Raw genomic sequence first — 20,891 nt, 5'->3', positions numbered from 1 at the left:
ACCCTGGAAGAGGCGCAGCTCGCGAAGGTCGACCTGTCGCTAGGAAAGCTCGGGCTGCAAGCGGGCCAGACGCTGCTCGACATCGGCTGCGGTTGGGGCACGACCATCGTCCGGGCGCTCGAGCGGTACGACGTCAACGTCGTCGGCCTGACCCTGAGCCGCAACCAGCAGGCGCACGTGCAGCAGCGTCTGGACCAGCACCCCAGCCCGCGCAGCAAGCGAGTGCTGCTGCAGGGCTGGGAGCAGTTCGACGAAAAGGTGGACCGCATCGTCTCCATCGGCGCCTTCGAGCATTTCGGGCGCGACCGCTACCACGACTTCTTCAAGATGGCCTACGAAGCGCTGCCGGCCGACGGCGTGATGATGCTGCACACCATCATTCAGCCCAGCCAGGAAGAGTTCGCCGAGCGCGGGCTGCCGATCACCATGACGAAGCTGCGGTTCATGAAATTCATCATGGACGAGATCTTCCCGGGCGGTGACCTGCCCGCCGCCAAGACCGTGGTGGAGCACGCCGAGCGCGCCGGGTTCGGTGTCAAGCTCGTCCAGCCGCTGCGCCTGCACTACGCGCGCACCCTCGACACCTGGGCGGCCGCGCTCGAGTCGCGCCGCGACGAGGCCATCGCGATTCAGTCCCAAGAGGTCTACGACCGGTACATGAAGTACTTGACCGGTTGCGCCGACCTGTTTCGCGAGGGCTATACCGACGTCGCGCAATTCACCCTGACCAAGGGCTGACGACCCCGGCGCCGATCCGGGCGGCCCACAACTGGTCCGCCGGGCCGGTTTATCGGCACCCCGCCCGGGGTAAAACCACGAGCAACAACCTGATTTGGTGCGCGTCGACCTTCGTCGGCGCAAAACCGCAGGGAAGGACTGATCGTGGGTGCCAAGCATCGAATGAGTGCGACCCCGGAGCAAAGACCGCGGGCGGCCGCGCGGCGCAGGTCGGGTGTCGCAACGGCATGTGAAGTCGTTTCGGCGGCAATGCTGTGCGCGGCGGCGTGTGCGGCCCTGGTGCTCAACGTCCCGCACAGCGAAAAGCGAACGATCGAGGCGAGCCAGGAGCCGCCGGCGGCTGCGCAACCGGTGCGGCAGGAGGGCACGGTGATTGCCGTGTCGGCGGGCTCGGTCACCGCGCGCAGCGCCAACGGGTACACCCAGACCTACCTCGTCACCCCCAATACGACGCTCATCGGTCACGGCGGCCAATCCGCTTCTGCCGCTACGCATTTCACGGTCAACGACCGGGTCGAGATCGTCGGAACCATTCAGGATGGCGCTGTCCTGGCCACCGCGGTGGCCGACCGCGACGTCGGACGCGGCGGCGGGCCGCCGATGGATTATCTTGACGCGCAGATAGTTCCGGCCGGCCGCACCTGAATCCTTCTCGGCGCAAAGAATCTGTGGCTCGGCGCCTTCCCCGAGCCGCCCTCCCGGCCTAGTCTCTATGCCATCCAGCCAGAGGAGGCACCGTGAGCGAGCACGAAGTGAAGATGATCATCCTGTCGACCGACGACCTCGACGAGTCGATCCGGTTCTACGGCGAGACCCTGGGCATGCCGCTGAAATTCCGCGACGGAGCGCACTTCGCAGCCCTCGACGGCGGGCCGGTCACTCTCGCGCTGGCGACCCCCGTGGACCATCCCATCCCGGGTCGGGTCGTTGTCGGCATCAAGACCGCCGACGTCGATGCCGCGGCGAAGGCGGTGGAGGCCAGCGGTGGCGGAATCGTCAAGGCCCCGTACGACGACGCACACGAACGCCGTGCCGTGGTCTACGACAACAAGGGCAACGGCCTGGTGTTCTACAAGCCGCTCGCCCACTGACAACTACTTGCCGGTGCGCTCGCGGTGCTTGCACCCCGGCCAGCAGCACGGCCGGCGCTTGCCTTCTTCCAGCTCCTCCTGCGTCCGGCGAATGCGGCGCTGCCGGGTCGTTTCCTGCTTGGCGTCCTCGACCCAGCAGATGAACTCGTTGCGGGCCAAGGGCGTGATGTCCTTCCACGCGGCGAGGGCCGCGGTGTTGCCGATCAACGACTCGCGCAGGTCCGCCGGAAGCTTGTGCACCACCCCGCCGGGAACTCGCTGATTGCCCATAGGGTTAGGCTAACCCGTCGCTCAGGGTCAAATGTGCTCTGTCGTCATGTAATTCGTCGCGGCGCAGGGTCATCGGCGTCAGGTCGGGGACGTCCCCGCCGGCGACCACGGCGCGGGTAAGGGGCGTGAGCACCCGGAACAGCGTCTCCACTTCGTCGTCGCTGAGCGCGTCGAGCGCCGAGAGGGCGAGCGTGTCGGTGGACCGCTCGATGTGATGCTTGAGTTCCCGGCCGGCCGTCGTCAGCGACCCGTCGTCGTCCAGCAGCCCGCGCTCGGCCAGGCGCTGCTCGTGGTGTCGCCAGGCCGCTTCGTCGTAATCGCGGGTGCGCGCGATGTATTCGCGAGGCACCCCACCCGCCGCGGCATGTAAGACATTGGATTCGCGGCCCGAGATGCCGGCGGCGGCCAGCACCGCGACGTGCCCGTCGCCGCGCTGCTCGCGCAGCAACGTGGTCGCGTGCCACAGGGCGGCCAGCGGATCGTCCGGCCACGGCAGTGCCAGGTTGGCTGCGAACAGCGGCCGCCCGTCGAGCGGCGCGTGCCGGGCCGCCTTACCCGCCAATTCGGCTGCGGCAGTAACGTTCTCGTTCCGGTCGAGCCCGTAGCGGCGCAGCGCCGCGACCGCGGATTCCTGCCGGGCGCGCAATGCCGCGTCGGGCCCCGCGATCTGCCATGCCGCCGGCAACGCCTTAGCGACCCGCTCGGGCGCGAAGTTGTAGAAGATCGCGGTGATGACCTCGCGGGGGACGATCCCCAGCGGCGCCGACCGGGCGGCGAAGTAACCCATCCAGAAACCCCGGTAGCCCAGCCCGTCCAACGCCGCCCGCGCCTCCGGCGCGAAATACGTCACCGCGTGCACCGGCTCGAACCGGTCGAAGAAGCGTCGCGCCAGCACCGGTTCTCGTTGCATGGTCGTAGTTAACCACCTCGACGGTTGCCGGTGCTCAAAGCCTCAACAGGTGCTCGGCATTGCGATGGGCGATCTTCTCGCGGTCGGCTTGGCTGATCGGCATCCGATCGAGAAAATCCCGGCACGCCTTGATGTTTCCGTAGGGATAGTCGGCTGTGAAGACGACGCGGTCGATCCCGATGACGTTGACCATCGCCTGGTAGGCGTTGAACGACAGGCTCCAACTGGGATCCATTGCGCCGGGTTCCTGGCTGAAAAAGTCGCCGGCGAGGATGCCGCCGTAAAAGTTCTCCCGCAGGTATTCCTTCACGGTGCGCTTGAGGCCCGTCTCGGCCATCGGAAACGAGTAGTCGGTCCGCCATCCCATCCAGCTCAGCGCCTCGAAGTGGTGCCCCACGATGACCTGCAGCTGCGGAAACCGGTCGAACACCCCGCCGAGGATCAGCCGCAGGCAGTGCACCCCGGTGTCGATATGCCAGCCGAGCCCGGCGGCCGCCAACCGTGCCGTTATCTTGCGATCGAAGCCGCCGTAGTAGGCGTCGATGACCGGCTGCGGCGGCACGGTGGGGTGCAAAAAGATTGGCACGCCGAGCGTTTCGGCGGATTCGAAAACCGGCCAGAAGAAGGTGTCGTCGAGGTAGCGGCCGCTGACATGGCCGTTGATCAGGGCACCCACGAAGCCATGATCTCGGACGGTGCGCTCGAGCTCGCCGGCGGCCGCCGCCGGGTCGCGCATGGGCAGGGTGGCGAAGCCGCGGAACCGAGCCGGGTGCCGGGCGATCGCCGCCGCCACCTCGTCGTTGGCCCGCCGGGCCAGCTGCACCGCCACCGCGGGTTCCAGCGTCTCGGGGCCCGGGACGGCGTGCGAGAGGATCTGCACGTCGATGCCCGCGGCGTCCATCGCGGCGATCCGGCCCTCGCCCAGGTCGTTGATGCCCGGCGGCCACTCCCCATCCGCTCCGGGGGAGCCGTAGCCCGCGTGCGTCAGCAGTTCGGTTGCCGAATCCAGGCCGTGGTTGTGGTGTTCTTCGGCTATGGCCGCAAACCTGTAGTGCTCCTCGATACCGATGACCTTCATCCGTCTCCTCCCATACGTGGACACCTACGAGGCCGGCGGGCTCGACGTTCATCGGGTACCCGGATTGTCATCGCGGCGGCGATCGTCGACCGCGGGCGGCTCCCGCATAGTCTCGAACCCGTGACCATCCCGTATGACGATGCGCTGTGCGAGCGGATTCGGGGACATCTGGCGGGCCATGACCGTCGCGAGGTGACCGACCCGACGAAGCGGCACGCGGCAGTTGCCGTGGTGCTGGTCGACTCGACCCTCGGCGAGGACCGGGTCGACCCGGCGCAAGTGGACGAGTGGAACGGTGACCGCCCGCTGCCGGAGGCCGGCCTCGACGGACGCATGGTCGACGTGTCCGGCGGCGCGGCATTTCTGTTGTGCCGCAGGGCAGCCCGTCTGACCTCACATGCTGCGCAGTGGGCACTGCCCGGTGGGCGGCTCGACGCGGGTGAGACCGCCGTCGACGCGGCACTGCGGGAGCTGCACGAGGAAGTTGGCATCACCCTGCCCCACTCGACCGTGCTGGGGCTCCTGGACGACTACCCGACCCGGTCCGGGTACGTCATCACCCCTGTGGTGATCTGGGGTGGCGGCCGGCTCGACCCCCGGCCGGAGCCCGACGAGGTGGTGGCGGTGTACCGGGTGGGGCTGCACCAACTGCAACGCGACGATTCGCCGCGGTTCATCACCATCCCGGAGAGCCCCCGCCCGGTGGTGCAGATCCCGCTGGGGAACGACCTCATTCACGCACCGACCGGCGCCGTGCTGCTACAGCTGCGGTGGTGGTGTCTGGAAGGCCGTCACGACCCGGTCGGCGAGCTGGAGCAACCGGTGTTCGCCTGGCGGTAGGGAGCGCTGGACGACGCCGCGGTGACGCCAACCCCGGCTGAGCGTGCCGGCATCACCGACGACGGGAACGGGTCTTCCTGGCCGGCGCGGACAGGCGGCGGTCGACTGCGGCCAGCGCGCGCTCGGCCCACCGAATGTTCTCCTCCTCGAACGCGATTCCGCGGAGCAGCGTCAGGTAGGGACCGATTCGCTGGGCGTGGGCCAGGAAGTCCTCCTCGTCGCGTCCGTCGAGCACGCGCGCACGCAACCGTTCGTAGCGTTGCAGTTTGGCCGTCGCCCATTGCAGTCGTTCGACGATGGACTCACGCACCGCGCGCGTGTCGCCGGCGTCTGCGGCCCGTACCTTGACCATCAGTTCGTCGCGGATCACGGACGGCTTGGGCGGCCGCGCGGTGAACTCCCGGATCGCCTCGTGACCGGCATCGGTCAGCGAGAACAGGCGCTTGTTGGGCCGCCGCTCTTGGTGCACCACCCGCGCCGCGATGAGACCCTGTTCGGCGAGCCGGTCGAGTTCGCGGTAGAGCTGCTGGGGCGTGGCCATCCAGAAGTTCGCGACCGAGGCGTCGAATTCCTTGGCCAGGTCGTACCCGGATGACTCCCCCTCGAGGAGGGCCGCCAATACCGCATCTCGCAGCGACATCGACCTAGGCTACAACGAGGTGAGTAATCAACAAAGTGATTAATCGCACTATGGACATGGCGGGGCCGGCCGCATAGCGTCAACGGCACTGCTGAAACGAATCACTAGGCGAGGTGTCGGATGCATCCGTTCCGCAAGGCGGTCGAAGAACGCGACGAGAAGGGCATCCAGGCGCTGCTGGCCGACGACGTGGTGTTCACCAGCCCGGTGGCGTTCAAGCCCTACGTCGGCAAGCCGATCACCGCGGCGATCCTGCGCGGCGTCATGCGCATCTTCGAAGACTTTCACTACGTCCGCGAGATCCACGATGGCAGCGGTCGCGACCATGCGTTCGTGTTCGAGACCGGAATCGCCGGAGCGCCGGGGGTGAGGATCACCGGTTGCGACTTCCTGCACTTCAATGAGGACGGTCTCATCGACGACTTCGTGGTGATGGTGCGACCGTTATCGGGTGCGAAGGCGCTGTCGGAGGCGATGGGCGCCCAATTCGACCGAATCCAGCAAGAAGCGCTCGAGCTGGCCGACGAGTTCACCACCGCGTAGGAGCAAGCAAACGATCATGCGAATCGGATTGGGCATCAACTACGCGGGCGGTTTCAAGGAAGTGGCCGCCGAAGTGGCCGACCTCGAACGGGCCGGACTCGACATTGTCTTTGTCCCCGAGGCGTATTCGTTCGACGCGGTGAGCGCGCTGGGGTACCTGGCCGCCAGTACCGACAGGGTCGGACTGGCCTCGGGAATCCTGCAGCTCTACACGCGAACGCCCACACTGACCGCGATGACCGCCGCCGGTCTCGACTACGTCTCCGACGGTCGGTTCACGCTCGGCCTGGGCGCGTCCGGCCCACAGGTCATCGAGGGCTTCCACGGTGTCCCGTACGACGCGCCGATCGCACGCACCCGTGAAGTGATCGACATCTGCCGCCAGGTGTGGCGACGCGAGACGCTCACACACCACGGCAAGTACTACACGATTCCACTGCCCGCCGGGCAGGGCACCGGGCTTGGCAAGCCGCTCAAGCTCATCAATCAGCCTGTCCGGGAACGCATTCCGATACTGGTCGCGGCGCTGGGACCCAAGAACGTCGAACTGGCGGCCGAGGTCGCCGAGGGCTGGCAGCCGATCTTCTACCTGCCCGAGAAGGCGCCGGAGGTGTGGGGAGAGTCGCTGGCGGCTGGCCGGGCCAAGCGCGACCCCAATCTGGGTGAGCTCGACATCTACGCCGGACCGGTGCTGGCCATCGGCGAAAACGTGGAACCGTTAAGGGAATTCGTAAAACCTCACCTGGCCCTTTACATCGGCGGGATGGGCGCCAAGGGCAAGAACTTCTACCACGCCCTGGCCACCAAGTACGGCTACGGCCCGCAGGCCGATCGGATTCAAGAGCTCTACCTCGCCGGGGACAAGAACGGCGCCGCGAAGGTCGTGCCCGACGAACTCGTGCGAGACGTGAACCTCATCGGCAGCCGCGAATTCGTCAAGGATCGCCTGGCCGCGTTCCAAGAGGCGGGGGTTACCACCCTTAACGTCTCGCCCATCGCGTCCACACCCGCCGAGCGGATCAAGCTGATCGAGACTCTGCGCGAACTCCTCTGATCACCGGCCCGGTCACCCCTCCGCCGGTGAGCGTCGTAGCGCGCGCGAGCACGTCACCAACGCCGCCAGCGTGATCGAGAACCACACTGCCAGAACGACGAACGGCAACGCGCCGGCGAAAACCTGCGCCTCTGGGGTGCGAGGCCGTTGGCTGCGTTCAGCCCTGGCGGTGGGCGTCTCGGCGGAGTCGAACCGCGCGACTCACGGCCGTCAGCAACGCCAGTGCCGCCATCACGACGAGGATGGCCGTCGAAACCGCCGACTCCACCGTCGTCAAGATCAGCGGCAGGCCGAAACCGATGTACGTCACCACGTAGAACGCGCCAACGAGCGCACCGCGCAAGCGTTTCGGCGCCGCTGCCTCCAGATCGATCAAGCCCTCGCGCAGACACAGACCGGACGCGCTGCCCAGCACCAGGAACAGGGGCAGACCCAACGCCGGCGACAGGGCAGGCGGGGCGAGCGCGGTGACCGCGTAGCCGAGCGCGGCGAGCACCGCGCCGGCGGTGCCGGCCTGCGGCCCCCACCGGCGCGCGCGGGCGAGCACTTGAACGAGCCCGCTGACCCCGTTGACCAGCAGCGTGGCGACGCCGGCAGCCATCGGAGCCGCGAGCCCGGTGTGCACGCGGCCGGGGATCGTGATGAATCCGAGTGTCGCCGAAGCGAACACCCACGGCGCAAGCGGCATCGCCCAACTCAACGCCCGCGCCGCACCCTGCCCGGCGGTGCTCGACGGCTCCCAAACCTGTGTGGTGTCCGGCCCCGTGGCGCCCGCGCGCCCCGCCACGACGGCCGCGACGGCCATCGCGGCCACTCCGATGGCGGCCGCGATTCCGAACGACAGGCGGATGCCGACTGGGCCTGCACCGGCGATCAACGCTCCCGCGAATGGGCCGATCGCGAAGCCGAGCATCAACACCGCGCCTGCGGCGGCCGCACCGGCGGGACCTTTCAGGTCCGAGGCCCACGCGGTGCAGGAACTCATGGCCAGCCCGACCCCGAGCCCGACGACCAGGCGCCCCAGCAGCAGAACGTCGTACTGCTGCGAACACAACATGGCCACGGTCCCCGCCACGGCGGTCGCCGACCCCGCCAGCGCCACCGACCGACGGCCGAACGCATCCGAGGCGCGCCCACCGACGAGCAGACCGGGTAGCAATCCCAGCGCATAGATTCCGAAGATCGCATCGAGCGTGGCCGAGCTGAGGTGCTGCCGAACGCTGAGCAGGGGCATCAACGCGACGAAGTGATTGGCCACCCAGCCGATGGACAGCAACAACACCAGGACGCCGGCGAACGTGTCCGGGGCCGCATCCGGGCTGTCACCCTGGTCCAGCGCGGCCAAAGTCGACGGCGGAGTTGACCCGTTGGACGAGGACACCGGACGTTCCTCCCCTCTGGTCTCGGCGCGGCGGGAACCGACGAACACTAAACGACGACTTGGACGTGGCAGTTATTCCCATTCGCCGGCGAGACGCACGCGGCGCAATCGGTTGGGTCACCGGGGCAATCGCACGGCGGGGTTTCGAATCGGTCGATTTGGTGTACTGATACCACTACTCGGATCCAGGAAGGCAAATGATGAAGCAAATCGCGGCCGCCACGTTCGCGATCGCCGCCGTGCTGCTGTCCAGCGCGTGTTCGGCCTCGCAGGTCATCAACACCGGCGGCGACACCAAGTGCAAGGACTTCACCTCGCAGGACGAGAAGAAGCAGAACGACGAGGTCAGCAAGATGCTGAAGGACAAGAACGGCACGGACCCCGCCAATGCTGAGATCTCAGCCACCCGACTGTCGGCATTGACGTATTGCCAGACGTTGGGCAAGCCGGACACCAAGATCTCCGAGGCGCCCCACGGCTGACCGTCACTGCGTCGGGTCAGCCGCACTTTCGGAGCGCGCGCCGCGCTGAGAGGCGAATGGTGTTGCGGCGAAACCAGCTTCTGCGGGACGGCCGCCTATCGAAGCTCCTGCGCGGTGGTGTCGCCGGCTGCGGCATTCACCAATTGCCTGCGTCCCACATGTGCCTCGGTACGAAGCCGCTCCACCATGTGCGGGTACCCGTGGACTGCTCGCCGAACGGCTGGCCGCTCTCCAGCACGATCGCGGGCTCCCCGCGCCGCGCCAGCTCGTAGGCGGCGGCCAGCCCGCACACCCCCGCGCCGACGATGACGATCACGCGACCGGCATACCCACGCGGCTAGAAAAAGAACCCGGCGTGGGGCGCGTCCGGCACCGCGAACAGCCCATCGGCCACCGCAAGTGCCGACGGGTCGTCGGCCCGCGCCAAACCGGCTATGGCGAGGTCGCGCCAGGTCGTGCCGCCGAGCAGGACGCCGGCCAGCCCCTCGACGCCGACCTCCAGTTGTGCCCGCCGCTCGGTCGGTTCGGCACCGCCGCCGGTGACGATAAAGCGACGCGAATTATCCTGCACCATAGCATCTTTCACTGCGATGGTGACGGCACCGTCGCCGCTGTAGTGGCGCGCCACCAGTGCCCGCGGCACGTCGAGGACCCGCAGCCACGTCTCGTCGTGCACCGCGGTGACCCGCGCCGCCCGCCGATCGGTGAGCAGCCACGGCAACGGGTCGTCGAGCGGAAGCATCCAAAACATCACGCGCTCAATGAGATCCAGGCCGAGCAGGAACCGCAGCAGGCCGAGGTAGGCGTCCGCGGTAGGCGCGAAGAAGTCCTCTACGGCGATGGCGCGCTGGTCGCTGGCGAACCACCGCTCGGTGTCGACGGGACGATAGCGGGCGAACCCCGATTCGGCTCCCGGAGCACCGTGCACCGCGACGTACGAAGGCTGCGGCGACGACTCGGTGCGCAGCCGCAGGCTCTGCCACCACACGCCCGGCCGGTCGATGGTGCCCGGACGCGACGGGCGATGCTCGGCATAGATGCGGGGCAACAGCTCCCATGCTTGCGCGGCGTCGAGCAACCGCACAGGACCGCCGGGCCCGACGTCGCGCCGCAGCGCCGCCCGCGCGGTCTGCACCTCGACGGTCTGCGACGAACTGGCGACGCCGTACCCGTACCTGCCGTAGATCGTCGCCTCCGAGGCCCGCAGCGACGCGACCACCTCACCGCGGGCCGCGATGTCCCGCAACTGATGACGGATCAGCTCCGTGGCGATGCCCTGCCGGGTGAACGACGGCAGCACCCCGATATGCGTGACGGCGGCGTGCCCCACCAGCGCACCGCCGGGCAGCGTCATCCGACTCGTCACCGCGTCCGCGGTGCCGACCAGTTGACCGCCCGCGAATGCGCCGACGGTGCGGCCGGGTTCGAGCAACGTGGCGATGCGGCCGGGCGGCAGGTCTGGCAACGGCGGGAAGCCGATCATGGCGACGCGAAACACGTTAGCGGCCGCCAGGAGCTCGTCCTCGCTGTCGAGGACCCGGATCTCGGTGGTCATCCGGCCATCATGTCGCGTGCGCGCCGCGGCATGGACCGCGGGCTGCGGCCGCTAACGGATCTGCAAGCCGGTCAACGCCCGCGAGATCACCAGGCGCTGGATCTCGCTGGTGCCCTCGAAAATGGTGAAGATCTTCGCGTCGCGGTGCATCCGCTCCACGGGATAGTCGCGTGTGTAGCCGTTGCCGCCCAGGATCTGAATCGCCTCGTCGGTGACGTAGACGGCCGTCTCGCTGGCCACCAGTTTGGCCATCGACCCCTCCGCCGCGTCGAAGGATTGGTTGTTGCGCGCCATCCACCCTGCCCGCCACACCAGCAGCCGGGCGGCGTCGATGCGGCTCTTCATGTCGGCCAGCTTGAACGCCACGGCCTGGAATTCGCCGATCTTGCGGCCGAATTGCTCACGCTGGCAGGCATAGTCGAGGGCGTACTCGTAGGCGGCCCGGGCAACGCCGACCGCCATCGCGCCGACCGTGGGTCGGGTGCGCTCGAAGGTCTTCATCGCCGCCTGACTCCGCGCCGAGGCGCCCGACTTGACGCGGGCAATCCGCGCCTCGAACTTCTCGCGCCCACCGAGGATGTGGTCTTCGGGAAGTCGCACGTTGTCCAGCACCACCTCGGCGGTGTGGGACGCTCGAATCCCGTGCTTTTTGAACTTCTGGCCCTGCGCCAGCCCGTTGACGCCCGCGGGGACGACGAAGGTGGCCTGGCCGCGGGTGCCGAGCTCGGGGTAGACCGACGCCACCACGATGTGCACGTTGGCGATGCCGCCGTTGGTCGCCCACGTCTTGGTGCCGTTGAGGACCCACTCCCCGCTGGCCTCGTCGTAGCGGGCCCGGGTGCGGATGGCGCCGACGTCGGAACCCGCGTCGGGCTCGGACGAGCAGAACGCGCCCAGCTTCGGCTCGTCGGCCGTACCGAACATCTCGGGCAGCCAGCGGCCCAGCTGTTCGGGAGTTCCGTTGCCCGCCAAGGCCGCCGCGGCCAGGCCGGTGCCCATGATGGACAGCGCGATGCCGGCGTCGCCCCAGAACATCTCCTCGAACGCGGTGAGCATGCCCAGGCCGGTGGGCTCGGCCGCCTGCTGCGCGAAGAAGTCGGGGGAGTACAGGCCCACCTTCGCGGCCTCCTGGATCACCGGCCACGGGGTTTCCTCCCGTTCGTCCCATTCCGAGGCGGCGGGCCGGATGACGTCGGCGGCGAACTTGTGCACCCAGTCGCGCACCTCGATCACGTCGTCGGTCAGTTGCAATGAGAAAGTCACGTCTTCACTCCTGAATTGTCGTTGCTCTCAACGGTTTCCGTATTGGGAAAGGACGCTGACGGTCTGGCTGACCCACGCCCCGAAGTAGCGCTCCTCGTCGATGTTGCCCGGCAGGCGGCCGGTCAGCGCCTGCAGTGTCGCGGCATAGGACAACGACCCGATAGCGACGGCGGCGGCCGCCTCCGGATCGGGGATCCGGGTGCGGCCAGACCGGTTCGACGCGGCCAGTTCGTCGGCGAACCGTTGATAGGCGTTGTCGGTGATGACCTGCCAGGTCTTCTCGTCGAGATCGCCGAGCTCGTCGGGTTCGCGCAGCATGACCTTGAGCAGGTCCTCGCTTTCTTTGAGGTTGCTCCAGATCAGCTGGCCCGCCGTGCGCACCGCCTGCTCGACGCCGCCGGGCTGTCCAGCGTCGTACTGCTCCCGCGCCGCCACGATGCTGTCGATCCGGTGCGCGACGGCGGCCTCGAGCAACTCGCGCTTGGAGCCGAAGTGCTTGTACAGCGCGCCCGACCCCGGCGCCAGGCCCGATGCCCGCTGGATGTCGGCCACCGACGTCGCCGCGTAGCCCTTGTCGGCGAAGAGCTTCAGCGCCGCGGCCAGCAGCCGATCGCGTCCGGAGACGAGCATGGTGAGAGAGTACTCACTCACTCCACCGGTGCAAAATGGCGCCGGTCGCAGGCGCGGGAGACGGGCTCGAGGGTTGGCGTTAGATTCTCTGCGAAACGCCACGAGGCCTGAGCGCGGCGAATCGATATCGGTGTGAAGGTTGGGGTCAGGTGGTCGACACCGCCGCCGGCCCGGCGCCGCGAGCTGCACAAGAGGAGCCTGACAGCGTGTTACCGCACGTAGATCTGCCGATGCGGGTGTTGTCGCTGCGCACCATCGTCGTCGTGGCGGCAGTGTCGGTGATTACCCTCGTGGTGCTGTTGGGCACCTGGGTGTGGGTCGGTGTCACCAACGATCAGTACAGCCAGCTCGATCGCCGGCTCGACTCGGTCAGCAGCCTGGGCGACATCAACTCACTCCTCAACAACGTGGAGCACGCCAGCCCCGACCAGCCCATGCCTGACGGCAACCTGGTGCGCACCGCGCGCATCGGAGACGAGACCGTATCGGCGCCCAGCAATATCGTGCTGCCCAAGCTGCCCAACGGATACGCGAACACCACGATCAACGGGGTGCAATACCGCGTCCGCACCTTCTCCGCGGGGCCCGCCTCGATCGCGCTCGCCGCACCGTTGGCCGAAGCCCAGCACCGGATCAACGAGCTGCACCTGCGGGTGCTGTTGATCTGCGCCAGTGTCATCGGCGGCACGGTGGTCGTCGGCTGGGTGATTTCGTTGATCATGGTGAATCCGTTCCTGTTGCTGGCCCAGCAGGCCCGCGCCATCAACGCCCAGTCCAGCCCGGACGAGGTCCAGGTGCGCGGGGTGCGTGAGGCCGTGGAGATCGCCGAAGCCGTCGAGGGGATGCTCGCGCGCATCGGTAAGGAGCAACAACGCACCAAGGCCGCGCTCGAGTCGGCCCGTGACTTCGCGGCGGTCGCCTCGCATGAGTTGCGGACCCCGTTGACGGCCATGCGCACCAACCTGGAGGTGCTGTCCACCCTGGACCTGCCGCGTGAGCAGCGCCAGGAGGTCATCGGCGACGTCATCCGCACCCAGAGCCGCATCGAGGGCACCCTGACGGCGCTGGAACGGCTCGCGCAGGGCGAGCTCACCACCGTCGACGATTTCGTCCCGTTCGACATCACCGAACTCTTGGACCGGGCCGCGCACGACGCGCTGCGCATCTACCCCGAGGTGGAGGTGTCGCTGGTGCCCTCGCCGACCGTGCTGATGGTGGGGTTGCCCACGGGGCTGCGGCTGGTGATCGACAACGCCATCGCCAACGCCGTCAAGCACGGCAACGCCGGCAAGATCCAGCTCACCGTGAGCAGCTCGAGCGAGGGCGTGCAGATAGCGATCGACGACGACGGCACCGGCGTGCCGGAATCCGAGCGCGCCACGGTGTTCGAGCGCTTCGCCCGCGGTTCGACGGCGTCGCGTTCGGGATCCGGTCTGGGTCTGGCGCTGGTCGCCCAGCAGGCCGAACTGCACGGGGGCACGGCGGCGTTGCAGACCAGCCCGCTCGGGGGGACCCGGCTGCTGCTGAAGCTGGCCGGCGACGGGCGCGGTCCCGCATAGCTTCCGTAGCCATTTCTGGCCCCGGGAAAACGGACGGAACAGTTGGCCGATTCTCCGTTAAGCCGGCAAGAATATGCACCGCGGCGCTCCCTTGTTCGGCCGCCTTTTAGGCGCCGCCATTACTGCCACGCATTCGCATGACCCACTCGCACTGAAGCTTTCGACGGTGAGGTCGTGACCAGTGTGTCTGCAGTGGCATACGAGGTTGTTTGACGGATGACTTATAAGGGGAATGCCGCCGGTCAGAACAAACGCGTAATTTCCTGCCGGCGGCCGGAAGGAATGCTAGTGAATACACGAACGGTCGAACCGCACTAGACTGAGGCGCCAAGCCCGTCTTTTAGACGCTGAGCAATCGGAGGGAAATCATGGTGCTGCAGGTGCAATCGGAGGCAGTGCTGGCGTCGTCATCCGCGGAGGCGGCCATCAGCGCGGAAACTCAGGCGGCGGCTTCGGCGGCCGCGCCGGTGCTGTTGGGAGTGCTGCCGATGGGCGCAGACCCCGATTCGGCGATGTTTGCGGCGGCGCTGAACGCGTGTGGCGGAAGCTACCTGGGAGTGGTTTCCGAGCACGCCGCCCAGCGCGGCTTGTTCTCCGGCGCGCAGAGCCTCGCGTCGGGAACGTACGTCGTCACCGAGCTCATGCGTAGCTTGGCGTTGGCGATCGGCGCCTGAGACCAGCGAGGCACAAAGGGGGAAGTACGCATGGCCGATCCGGGGTGGGCCGCGCGTACGCCTGAGGACAACGATTTGTTGCTCAAGGCGGGCGCCGGCGTCATCACCCATCTGGCCAACCAGGCCGCATGGACGGCACTCGCGGCCACCCATCACGGCTCGAGCATCGCCTCGACGATCAACACCGTGGCCACGTCGGCGAGCTGGGTCGGTGCGGGATCCCTGGCCTCCGCAGCCAACGCCACCGCGCTGAACGCGTCCTTGCACGGGCTGGCCGGGTGGGTGGACGTCAAGCCGGCGGTGGTTTCCACCGCGGTCTCGGCGTATCAGATGGCGTACGGCTCGATGCGCCCAGCGCCCGAATGCATCGAGAACCGCACCGAATGCGCGACCGACTACGGCATCAACCCCGTCGTCCTCGGGGCTTTGACGCCCCGCATCACGTCGCTGGAGCTCGAGTACTTCGGATCGATGTGGCCGAACAACTCCGCCGTCGGCGCCAGCTACGGAACGATCCTCACCGCGTTGACCCAAAGCCTCGCCATTCCGCCGCCGCTGGCAACCATGGGCGCATCGCCGGCGGCGCCCGTGGAGGCGGCTTCGGCGGTGGGCCAGTCCGCGGCCCAGGTCGCGGCCGGCGACGGCATGCGCTCCGCTTTTCAGGGCGCGCAGACGGGCACGCAGGGGGCGGGCCAGGCGGCGTCGGGCGGCCAGGACTTCATGAGCCAGGCCGGCTCGTTCATGGAGCCGGTGCAATCGATGATGGGCGCGGTCCCGCAGGCGATGCAGGCTCCCATGCAGATGATGCAGGCGCCGATGCAGATGATGTCGCCGCTGCAATCGATGATGGGCATGTTCGCCAATCCCGGCGCCATGGCCGGGGCGGCGCCGGGAGTTTCGGCGGTCTCGGCGACGGAGGTGTCGGCCGTCGGCGCATCGGGCGGCGGCGGGGCCGCGTCCCTGGGCAGTGCGGGTATGCCCGCGACCAGCTTCACCCGTCCCGTCAGCGCGTTCGAGCCCGTCAGCAGTGGCCGGCCGGTGGGGTTGCGGCCGAGCGGGGCGTTGGGGGCCGAGGCCATCCGTCCGCAGACCACCACGGTCGGCGGCGGCACACCGATGGGCGGCATGCCGGTGGGGCATGGGGCGGGAGGAGAGCGCGGATCCCGAGACAAATCCGAACAGCCCGCGACGGTGCGGGTTGTCGACACCAGAGTGTGAAGCCGGCCCGGCCAAGGGTGAATCGACAGGTCCAAATAGCCCTCATACACTTCGTTTCATGCCCCAGGTAATTCCCCGGGGGAGGGCAGCAGTAGTTAGGAGAAACCGCAAGTGGACAGCTCAACAATCCAAGTATCGTCGCAGGTGCTGCGCGACGCTTCCAACCATATTCAGGCGAACATGGAGCACGCGATCGCAATCGCTCAGGGCTACATCGCGAATCACGAAAACGTGATGAACCCGTCGACCTGGTCCGGTGAAGCAGTCACCGCTTCCCACGCGACGGCCATCGAAATTCAGAACGACCTGAACAAGGTCCTGTCCGGCGGCACCCGCCTGGCCGAGGGTCTCAAGCAGGCGGCGGCCTTGATGGAACACCACGAGGCGGATTCCACACACGCCTTCAGCGCGCTATTCGGCGGCCACGGCTCCTAACCGGCCCACTCACTCCTAATTCCACTAATGGTCTTTTGAAAGGAAGCTCGCAAATGTCCAACCCGATCACTTATAACCCGGGCGCCGTAGCCGATTTCGCCTCCGACATCGGCTCCCGCGCCGGCCAGCTGCAGGGAATTTATGACGACACCTCGAACCGGACCAACCAGCTGACGGAATTCTTCGCCGGTCATGGTGCGAAGCAGTTCTTCGAGGCGCAAGCGCAGATGCTGTCCGGGCTGCAGGGACTGATCGACACCGTGAGCCAGCACGGGACGACGACCTCGCACGTGCTGGACAACGCGCTCGCCACCGACCAGAACATCGGCCACTTGTTCGGCTGAGATCGGCTCACCGCCACGATTGAAGGTGGGGCAGATGCGCGAGCGCATGTGCCCCACCTTCGGTGTCTGGCCCGTCGGTTGATGGGCGCGCTGCCTGGAAAGCGAAGTGACATGCTGACTACGACGGTCGATGGCCTGTGGGTGTTGCAAGCGGTGGCCGGGGTGGAGCAGACCTGCCCCGAACTGGGGTTGCGGCCGTTGCTGCCGAGGCTCGACACCGCCGAGCTGGCGCTGGGCCACCCGATCGTGGCCGAGTTGAGGACTGCCGGCGCCCTTGACGAGGCCGACAATGTCGACCCGATGATCCGCGAATGGCTCACCGTGCTGTTGCGGCGGGACTTGGCGTTGATGGTCAGCATCGACGTCCCCGGGCGCGAACCGACGCGGGTGTCTATCTGCCGCTTTGCCAGCTGGTGGGTGGTGCTGGAACGCCACGGCGAGCTGATCCGCCTGTACCCGGCCGGTACCGCCAACGACGAGGGTGGGGCCAGCGAACTCGTGGTCGGGCAAGTCGAGCGGTTGTGCGGTGTGGCGGAGGCGGCGCCGTTGCGGCCGGTCACCCTGGACACCGAACAATTGCTCTCGTCGGTGCACGACTCCGCCAGCCTGCGGACCTTTCTGCTCGCCCAGCGCCTCGACGCCGATCAATTGCAGCTCGTGCTCGCGGCCGCCGACCCCGCGCGCTCGGCGCGTGCGTCCATCGTCGCGCTGCAGGCCGGTGTCGGGCCGGACGAATTGGCGCGCGTGGCGGTCGGCGATTCGTCGGTGTCCATCGTCGACACCCCGTCCGGACGCGTCTGCATCGAGTGCATCATCTCGGGGCAGCGGCGCTATCAGATCGTCTCGCCCGGTTCGCGCAGCGACATCAGTGGTGCCGTGCAACGGCTCATCCGCCGCTTGCCCGCGGGCGACGAGTGGTACTCGTATCGGCGGGTGGTCTGACAGGAGGACGATTTCTCAACTGACGCAAGATAAGTCAGTTAACCAATGCCGTGGAATAGCAACCCCTTACGCTCTTGAAGGGTTTCTTGATCGGTAAACGCGGTATCGCCGAGCGTGTTAGCATCGCGACGTGACGAGCCCTTGGAATGACCCGAATATGTCGGACGAAGGGGCGCTCAGACGGGGGGATCCGTCAGGGGGCCGTAACTTCCCGGATTCGGTGTCGGACACCATGCGCATTACCGATCTGGCCGCGCCTCGAAAGATTCCTCCAGGCTCGGGTTGGCGGAAATTCATCTACGTCATCTCTTTTAAGAAAATAAACCCTGGTGAATCGCCCAGTGAGCGGCACTACCGGGACTTGCAGAACCGTATCCGGCGGCACATCCGGCGCCAGTACGTGATCACGGTGGTGTCCGGTAAGGGCGGAGTCGGCGTTTCGACGATGGTCGCCTGCATCGGTGGGGTGTTCCGAGAATGCCGCCCGCAGAACGTGATTGCGATTGACGCGGTCCCGGGCTTCGGCACACTGGCCGACCGCATCGACGAGTCGCCGCCGGGGGACTACACCGCCATCATCAACGACACCGACGTCCAGGGCTACGCGGACATCCGTGAACACTTGGGGCAGAACCCGATCGGACTCGACGTGCTGGCCGGAAACCGCACGTCGGACCAGCCCCGGCCGCTGGTGCCGGCGATGTTCTCGGGGGTCTTGTCGCGGCTGCGGCGAACCCACACGGTGATGATCGTCGACACCTCGCCGGATTTGGAACACGAGGTGATGAAGCCGGTTTTGGAGAACACCGACACGCTCGTGTTCGTCTCCGGGATAACCGCGGACCGGTCCCGGCCGGTGCTGCGGGCCGTGGACTACCTGCGGTCGCAGGGCTACCACGAGCTGGTCTCGCGCAGCACCGTGATCATCAACCACACCGATCAGATCGCCGACAAGGACGCGCTGGCGTACTTGACCGAGCGGTTCAGCAAGGTCGGCGCGACCGTCGAAGAGATGCCGTTCGATCCGCACCTGGCCAAAGGCGGGCTCATCGACACGGTTCATGAATTAAAGAAAAAGACGCGGTTGCGGCTTTTTGAAATCACCGCCGGCCTGGCCGACAAATACATTCCGGATGCGGAGCGGACAGCGCCGTGACATCAGCGCATAAGGTCGCTTTCCCGGCGCGCTGTGCGGTCAATATTTCCTACGAGAAGCATCTGTGTTCCCAAGTGTTCCCGGCCGGAATTCCGGTAGAGGGATTTTTCGAGGGAATGGTCGAGCTCTTCGACGCGGACCTGAAGCGCAAAGGTTTTGACGGCATTACGCTGCCGGCGGGCAGCTACGAACTGCATAAGATCAACGGTGTCCGGCTGGACATCAACAAGAGCCTGGACGAGCTGGGCGTGCAGGACGGGGACACCCTGGTGCTGGTGCCCCGGGTGGCCGGCGAATCCTTTGAACCGCAGTACGAGTCGTTGTCGACCGGCTTGGCGGCCATGGGCAAGTGGCTGGGCCGCGATGGCGGTGACCGGATGTTCGCCCCGGTGACGCCGCTGACGGCCGCGCACACCGCCGTCGCGATCGTCGCGATGGCGGCCGGGGTGGTGGTGGCGCTGACGTTGCGGGCGCGCACGTTCACCGACGACCCCGTCCCGGCCGCGGTGTCCGGCGCCGTCGGGGCCTTGCTGGTGGTCGGAGCCGCTGTCGTCTGGTGGGGCTGGCGGGAGCGGCGCGACCTGTTCAGCGGATTCGGTTGGCTGGCCGTGGTGTTGTTGGCCGTCGCGGGCGCATGCGCGCCCCCGGGGACGCTGGGAGCGGCGCACGGGGTGATCGGCCTCGTGATCGTGATCCTGGGTGCCATCGCCATCGGCGTGATGACACGCAAGCGGTGGCAGACCGCGGTCGTCACCGCGGTGGTGACGGTGAGCGGGATCCTCGCCGCCGTTGCCGTCGTCCGGATGTTCCGGCCGGCCTCGGCCCAGGTGCTGGCCATCTGCGTGCTGGTCGGATTGCTGATCTTGGTCAGGATGACCCCGCTGATCGCGCTGTGGGTGGCTCGGGTGCGGCCGCCTCACTTCGGATCGATCACCGGACGCGACCTGTTCGCGCGCCGCGAGGGCATGCCCGTCGACACGGTCTCCCCGGTCAGCGAGGACGAATCCGAGGACGAGGACAACGAATTGACCGACATCACCGCGCGCGGCGCAGCGATCGCCGCCTCGGCGCGGCTGGTCAACGCGGTACAGGTCGGTGTGTGTGTCGGGGTGTCGATCGTCCTGCCCGCCGCCGTGTGGGGGGTGCTGACGCCGGGGCGTCCCTGGGCGTGGTTGGCGCTGGTGGTCGCGGGACTGGTGGTGGGCATCTTCATCACCCAGGGCCGCGGATTCGCCGCCAAGTACCAGGCCGTCGCGCTCGCCTGCGGGGCCGCGGCCGCGGTATGCGCCGGAGTGGTCAAATACGCCATTTACGAACCGAAAGACGTTGTGAGCGGGCTGCTTTGGCCCGTGTTGGCCATCGCCGCCTTCGCAGCGTGCGGTCTGGCCGCGGCGCTTCTGGTGCCGACGGTGCGGTTCAGGCCCTTCATCCGGTTGACCGTGGAATGGGTGGAAGTGTTGGCGTTCATCGTCCTGCTGCCCGCGGCGGCGGCCCTGGGAGGGCTGTTCACGTGGATTCGCCACTAAAGAGGGTCGCGGCGGTGACCGCCGCCGTGACCCTCGTCGCGTTGTCTGCGAATATTCCTGCCGCGCAAGCTATTACGCCCCCGCAGGTGGATCCGGGATTGGTGCCCCCGGACGGGCCGCCCAAGCCGGACCAACCGATGCGGCGGGCCAACAGCTGCTCGACGCCCATCACCGTGCGCAATCCCGACGTGGCGCAGCTGGCACCGGGCTTCAACCTGCTCAACATCGGCAAGGCCTGGCAATACAGCACCGGCAACGGTGTACCGGTGGCGGTCATCGACACCGGCATCTCGCCCAACCCGCGGCTGCCGGCCGTGCCCGGTGGTGACTACATCATGAGTGAGGACGGCCTGTCGGATTGCGACGCGCACGGCACCATCGTGGGCTCGATCATCGCCGCTGCGCCGCAGGGGACCCTGCCCATGCCGCGGCCCATGCCGTCGACACCGGCGTTCCCTCCGCCGGCCGGACCCCCACCGGCCAACGGCGCCCCACCGCCGCCGGTCGAGGTCTGTCTCTTATACACATCTCCGAGCCCACGAGACGGAGCTACATCTCGTAT

At 67.4% G+C, this 20,891-nt stretch carries 24 protein-coding genes and 1 pseudogene; 16 read left to right on the top strand and 9 right to left on the bottom strand.

The window, feature by feature from the left end:
• The 3 genes from A5781_RS16065 to A5781_RS16055 form a co-directional block, all read left to right on the top strand.
• Positions 1-738 (top strand): cyclopropane mycolic acid synthase family methyltransferase (locus A5781_RS16065; protein WP_067208054.1); only part of this gene is annotated, 738 nt, incomplete at its 5' end.
• A gap of 162 nt (positions 739-900) precedes the next feature.
• Positions 901-1,383 (top strand): DUF5666 domain-containing protein, encoded by a 483-nt coding sequence (locus A5781_RS16060; protein ID WP_231990731.1) that lies wholly within the window; start codon positions 901-903, stop codon positions 1,381-1,383.
• A 92-nt stretch (positions 1,384-1,475) separates the two neighbouring features.
• Positions 1,476-1,829 (top strand): VOC family protein, encoded by a 354-nt coding sequence (locus tag A5781_RS16055; RefSeq protein WP_067208046.1) that lies wholly within the window; start codon positions 1,476-1,478, stop codon positions 1,827-1,829.
• Positions 1,830-1,832: 3 nt separating this feature from the next.
• Here A5781_RS16055 and A5781_RS16050 read toward each other — a convergent pair whose 3' ends face one another.
• From A5781_RS16050 to A5781_RS16040, 3 genes are read right to left on the bottom strand one after another with little or no spacing between them, the layout of a single operon-like run.
• On the bottom strand, positions 1,833-2,099 hold the full coding sequence (locus tag A5781_RS16050; protein ID WP_067208042.1) for a YdeI/OmpD-associated family protein: 267 nt from the start codon (positions 2,097-2,099) through the stop codon (positions 1,833-1,835).
• 4 nt (positions 2,100-2,103) lie between these two features.
• Positions 2,104-3,009 (bottom strand): hypothetical protein, encoded by a 906-nt coding sequence (locus A5781_RS16045; protein WP_067208040.1) that lies wholly within the window; start codon positions 3,007-3,009, stop codon positions 2,104-2,106.
• Positions 3,010-3,043: 34 nt separating this feature from the next.
• Complete coding sequence (locus tag A5781_RS16040; protein ID WP_067208037.1) at positions 3,044-4,087, bottom strand: amidohydrolase family protein; 1,044 nt, start codon at positions 4,085-4,087, stop codon at positions 3,044-3,046.
• Positions 4,088-4,207: 120 nt separating this feature from the next.
• Here A5781_RS16040 and A5781_RS16035 point away from each other — a divergent pair, with 120 nt between their 5' ends.
• A complete protein-coding gene (locus tag A5781_RS16035; RefSeq protein WP_067208034.1) occupies positions 4,208-4,927 on the top strand; it encodes a CoA pyrophosphatase in 720 nt (239 codons plus the stop codon).
• Positions 4,928-4,979: 52 nt separating this feature from the next.
• Here the strand turns inward: A5781_RS16035 and A5781_RS16030 are convergent, their stop codons facing one another.
• Positions 4,980-5,567 carry a PadR family transcriptional regulator gene (locus A5781_RS16030; protein WP_067208031.1) on the bottom strand — a complete coding sequence of 196 codons (588 nt, stop codon included), beginning with the start codon at positions 5,565-5,567 and terminating at the stop codon, positions 4,980-4,982.
• Between the two features lie 120 nt (positions 5,568-5,687).
• On the opposite strand from A5781_RS16030, the gene A5781_RS16025 reads away from it, so the two are divergent.
• Together A5781_RS16025 and A5781_RS16020 are read left to right on the top strand one after the other, a co-directional pair.
• The gene (locus tag A5781_RS16025; protein ID WP_067208027.1) at positions 5,688-6,110 is read left to right on the top strand and encodes a nuclear transport factor 2 family protein; all 423 of its coding nucleotides are present in this window, start codon (positions 5,688-5,690) and stop codon (positions 6,108-6,110) included.
• Between the two features lie 16 nt (positions 6,111-6,126).
• Complete coding sequence (locus A5781_RS16020) at positions 6,127-7,164, top strand: LLM class F420-dependent oxidoreductase (RefSeq protein WP_067208024.1); 1,038 nt, start codon at positions 6,127-6,129, stop codon at positions 7,162-7,164.
• A 157-nt stretch (positions 7,165-7,321) separates the two neighbouring features.
• Here the strand turns inward: A5781_RS16020 and A5781_RS16015 are convergent, their stop codons facing one another.
• The gene (locus A5781_RS16015; RefSeq protein WP_231990730.1) at positions 7,322-8,545 is read right to left on the bottom strand and encodes an MFS transporter; all 1,224 of its coding nucleotides are present in this window, start codon (positions 8,543-8,545) and stop codon (positions 7,322-7,324) included.
• 197 nt (positions 8,546-8,742) lie between these two features.
• Between A5781_RS16015 and A5781_RS16010 the strand changes: the two genes are divergently transcribed.
• Positions 8,743-9,027 (top strand): hypothetical protein, encoded by a 285-nt coding sequence (locus A5781_RS16010; protein WP_066953571.1) that lies wholly within the window; start codon positions 8,743-8,745, stop codon positions 9,025-9,027.
• A 136-nt stretch (positions 9,028-9,163) separates the two neighbouring features.
• On the opposite strand, the gene A5781_RS16005 is transcribed toward A5781_RS16010, so the two are convergent.
• Genes A5781_RS16005 through A5781_RS15990 form a run of 4 tightly spaced genes read right to left on the bottom strand, consistent with a single transcriptional unit; the run spans position 9,164 to position 12,475 of the window.
• The gene (locus A5781_RS16005; protein WP_067208016.1) at positions 9,164-9,343 is read right to left on the bottom strand and encodes an FAD-dependent oxidoreductase; all 180 of its coding nucleotides are present in this window, start codon (positions 9,341-9,343) and stop codon (positions 9,164-9,166) included.
• A 21-nt stretch (positions 9,344-9,364) separates the two neighbouring features.
• Positions 9,365-10,582: a GNAT family N-acetyltransferase gene (locus A5781_RS16000; RefSeq protein WP_067208012.1), complete on the bottom strand. Its 1,218-nt coding sequence runs from the start codon at positions 10,580-10,582 to the stop codon at positions 9,365-9,367.
• Between the two features lie 51 nt (positions 10,583-10,633).
• Entirely contained in the window at positions 10,634-11,845 is a 1,212-nt protein-coding gene (locus A5781_RS15995; RefSeq protein ID WP_067208007.1) for an acyl-CoA dehydrogenase family protein, read from the bottom strand.
• Positions 11,846-11,872: 27 nt separating this feature from the next.
• On the bottom strand, positions 11,873-12,475 hold the full coding sequence (locus A5781_RS15990; RefSeq protein WP_067208004.1) for a TetR/AcrR family transcriptional regulator: 603 nt from the start codon (positions 12,473-12,475) through the stop codon (positions 11,873-11,875).
• 230 nt (positions 12,476-12,705) lie between these two features.
• On the opposite strand from A5781_RS15990, the gene A5781_RS15985 reads away from it, so the two are divergent.
• From A5781_RS15985 to A5781_RS15945, 9 genes and pseudogenes are all read left to right on the top strand, one after another.
• Positions 12,706-14,034: a HAMP domain-containing sensor histidine kinase gene (locus A5781_RS15985; RefSeq protein ID WP_067208059.1), complete on the top strand. Its 1,329-nt coding sequence runs from the start codon at positions 12,706-12,708 to the stop codon at positions 14,032-14,034.
• A 368-nt stretch (positions 14,035-14,402) separates the two neighbouring features.
• Entirely contained in the window at positions 14,403-14,708 is a 306-nt protein-coding gene (locus tag A5781_RS15980) for a PE domain-containing protein (RefSeq protein ID WP_066953560.1), read from the top strand.
• A 30-nt stretch (positions 14,709-14,738) separates the two neighbouring features.
• Positions 14,739-15,926 (top strand): PPE family protein, encoded by a 1,188-nt coding sequence (locus A5781_RS15975; protein WP_067208001.1) that lies wholly within the window; start codon positions 14,739-14,741, stop codon positions 15,924-15,926.
• A 111-nt stretch (positions 15,927-16,037) separates the two neighbouring features.
• Positions 16,038-16,361, top strand: a complete 324-nt coding sequence (locus tag A5781_RS15970; RefSeq protein WP_066953556.1) for a WXG100 family type VII secretion target — start codon at positions 16,038-16,040, stop codon at positions 16,359-16,361.
• A 53-nt stretch (positions 16,362-16,414) separates the two neighbouring features.
• The gene (locus A5781_RS15965; RefSeq protein WP_067207998.1) at positions 16,415-16,705 is read left to right on the top strand and encodes a WXG100 family type VII secretion target; all 291 of its coding nucleotides are present in this window, start codon (positions 16,415-16,417) and stop codon (positions 16,703-16,705) included.
• A 111-nt stretch (positions 16,706-16,816) separates the two neighbouring features.
• Positions 16,817-17,647 (top strand): ESX secretion-associated protein EspG, encoded by an 831-nt coding sequence (locus A5781_RS15960; RefSeq protein WP_067207993.1) that lies wholly within the window; start codon positions 16,817-16,819, stop codon positions 17,645-17,647.
• A gap of 130 nt (positions 17,648-17,777) precedes the next feature.
• Positions 17,778-18,803, top strand: a complete 1,026-nt coding sequence (locus tag A5781_RS15955) for a MinD/ParA family protein (RefSeq protein WP_156622511.1) — start codon at positions 17,778-17,780, stop codon at positions 18,801-18,803.
• Positions 18,800-20,329, top strand: a complete 1,530-nt coding sequence (gene eccD / locus A5781_RS15950) for a type VII secretion integral membrane protein EccD (protein ID WP_067207986.1) — start codon at positions 18,800-18,802, stop codon at positions 20,327-20,329. Before A5781_RS15955 ends, eccD begins: the two co-directional genes overlap by 4 nt.
• A pseudogene (locus A5781_RS15945) lies at positions 20,314-20,891 on the top strand (type VII secretion-associated serine protease); the annotation flags it as partial. The gene eccD and the pseudogene A5781_RS15945, both read left to right, overlap by 16 nt.

The organism is Mycobacterium sp. 852002-30065_SCH5024008, from assembly GCF_001665645.1.
In the GTDB taxonomy this organism is placed as follows: Bacteria; Actinomycetota; Actinomycetes; order Mycobacteriales; family Mycobacteriaceae; genus Mycobacterium; species Mycobacterium paraffinicum.
Note: the sequence above shows the minus strand (reverse complement) of the source record. Positions and strands in the feature narration are given on the sequence as shown.

Coding starts and splice junctions, on each gene's coding strand:
- A5781_RS16060 (WP_231990731.1), top strand. CDS start 901: ATGAGTGCGACCCCGGAGCAAAGACCGCGGGCGGCCGCGCGGCGCAGG.
- A5781_RS16050 (WP_067208042.1), bottom strand. CDS start 2,099: ATGGGCAATCAGCGAGTTCCCGGCGGGGTGGTGCACAAGCTTCCGGCG.
- A5781_RS16045 (WP_067208040.1), bottom strand. CDS start 3,009: ATGCAACGAGAACCGGTGCTGGCGCGACGCTTCTTCGACCGGTTCGAG.
- A5781_RS16040 (WP_067208037.1), bottom strand. CDS start 4,087: ATGAAGGTCATCGGTATCGAGGAGCACTACAGGTTTGCGGCCATAGCC.
- A5781_RS16030 (WP_067208031.1), bottom strand. CDS start 5,567: ATGTCGCTGCGAGATGCGGTATTGGCGGCCCTCCTCGAGGGGGAGTCA.
- A5781_RS16025 (WP_067208027.1), top strand. CDS start 5,688: ATGCATCCGTTCCGCAAGGCGGTCGAAGAACGCGACGAGAAGGGCATC.
- A5781_RS16020 (WP_067208024.1), top strand. CDS start 6,127: ATGCGAATCGGATTGGGCATCAACTACGCGGGCGGTTTCAAGGAAGTG.
- A5781_RS16010 (WP_066953571.1), top strand. CDS start 8,743: ATGATGAAGCAAATCGCGGCCGCCACGTTCGCGATCGCCGCCGTGCTG.
- A5781_RS16000 (WP_067208012.1), bottom strand. CDS start 10,582: ATGACCACCGAGATCCGGGTCCTCGACAGCGAGGACGAGCTCCTGGCG.
- A5781_RS15990 (WP_067208004.1), bottom strand. CDS start 12,475: ATGCTCGTCTCCGGACGCGATCGGCTGCTGGCCGCGGCGCTGAAGCTC.
- A5781_RS15985 (WP_067208059.1), top strand. CDS start 12,706: ATGCGGGTGTTGTCGCTGCGCACCATCGTCGTCGTGGCGGCAGTGTCG.
- A5781_RS15980 (WP_066953560.1), top strand. CDS start 14,403: ATGGTGCTGCAGGTGCAATCGGAGGCAGTGCTGGCGTCGTCATCCGCG.
- A5781_RS15975 (WP_067208001.1), top strand. CDS start 14,739: ATGGCCGATCCGGGGTGGGCCGCGCGTACGCCTGAGGACAACGATTTG.
- A5781_RS15965 (WP_067207998.1), top strand. CDS start 16,415: ATGTCCAACCCGATCACTTATAACCCGGGCGCCGTAGCCGATTTCGCC.
- A5781_RS15960 (WP_067207993.1), top strand. CDS start 16,817: ATGCTGACTACGACGGTCGATGGCCTGTGGGTGTTGCAAGCGGTGGCC.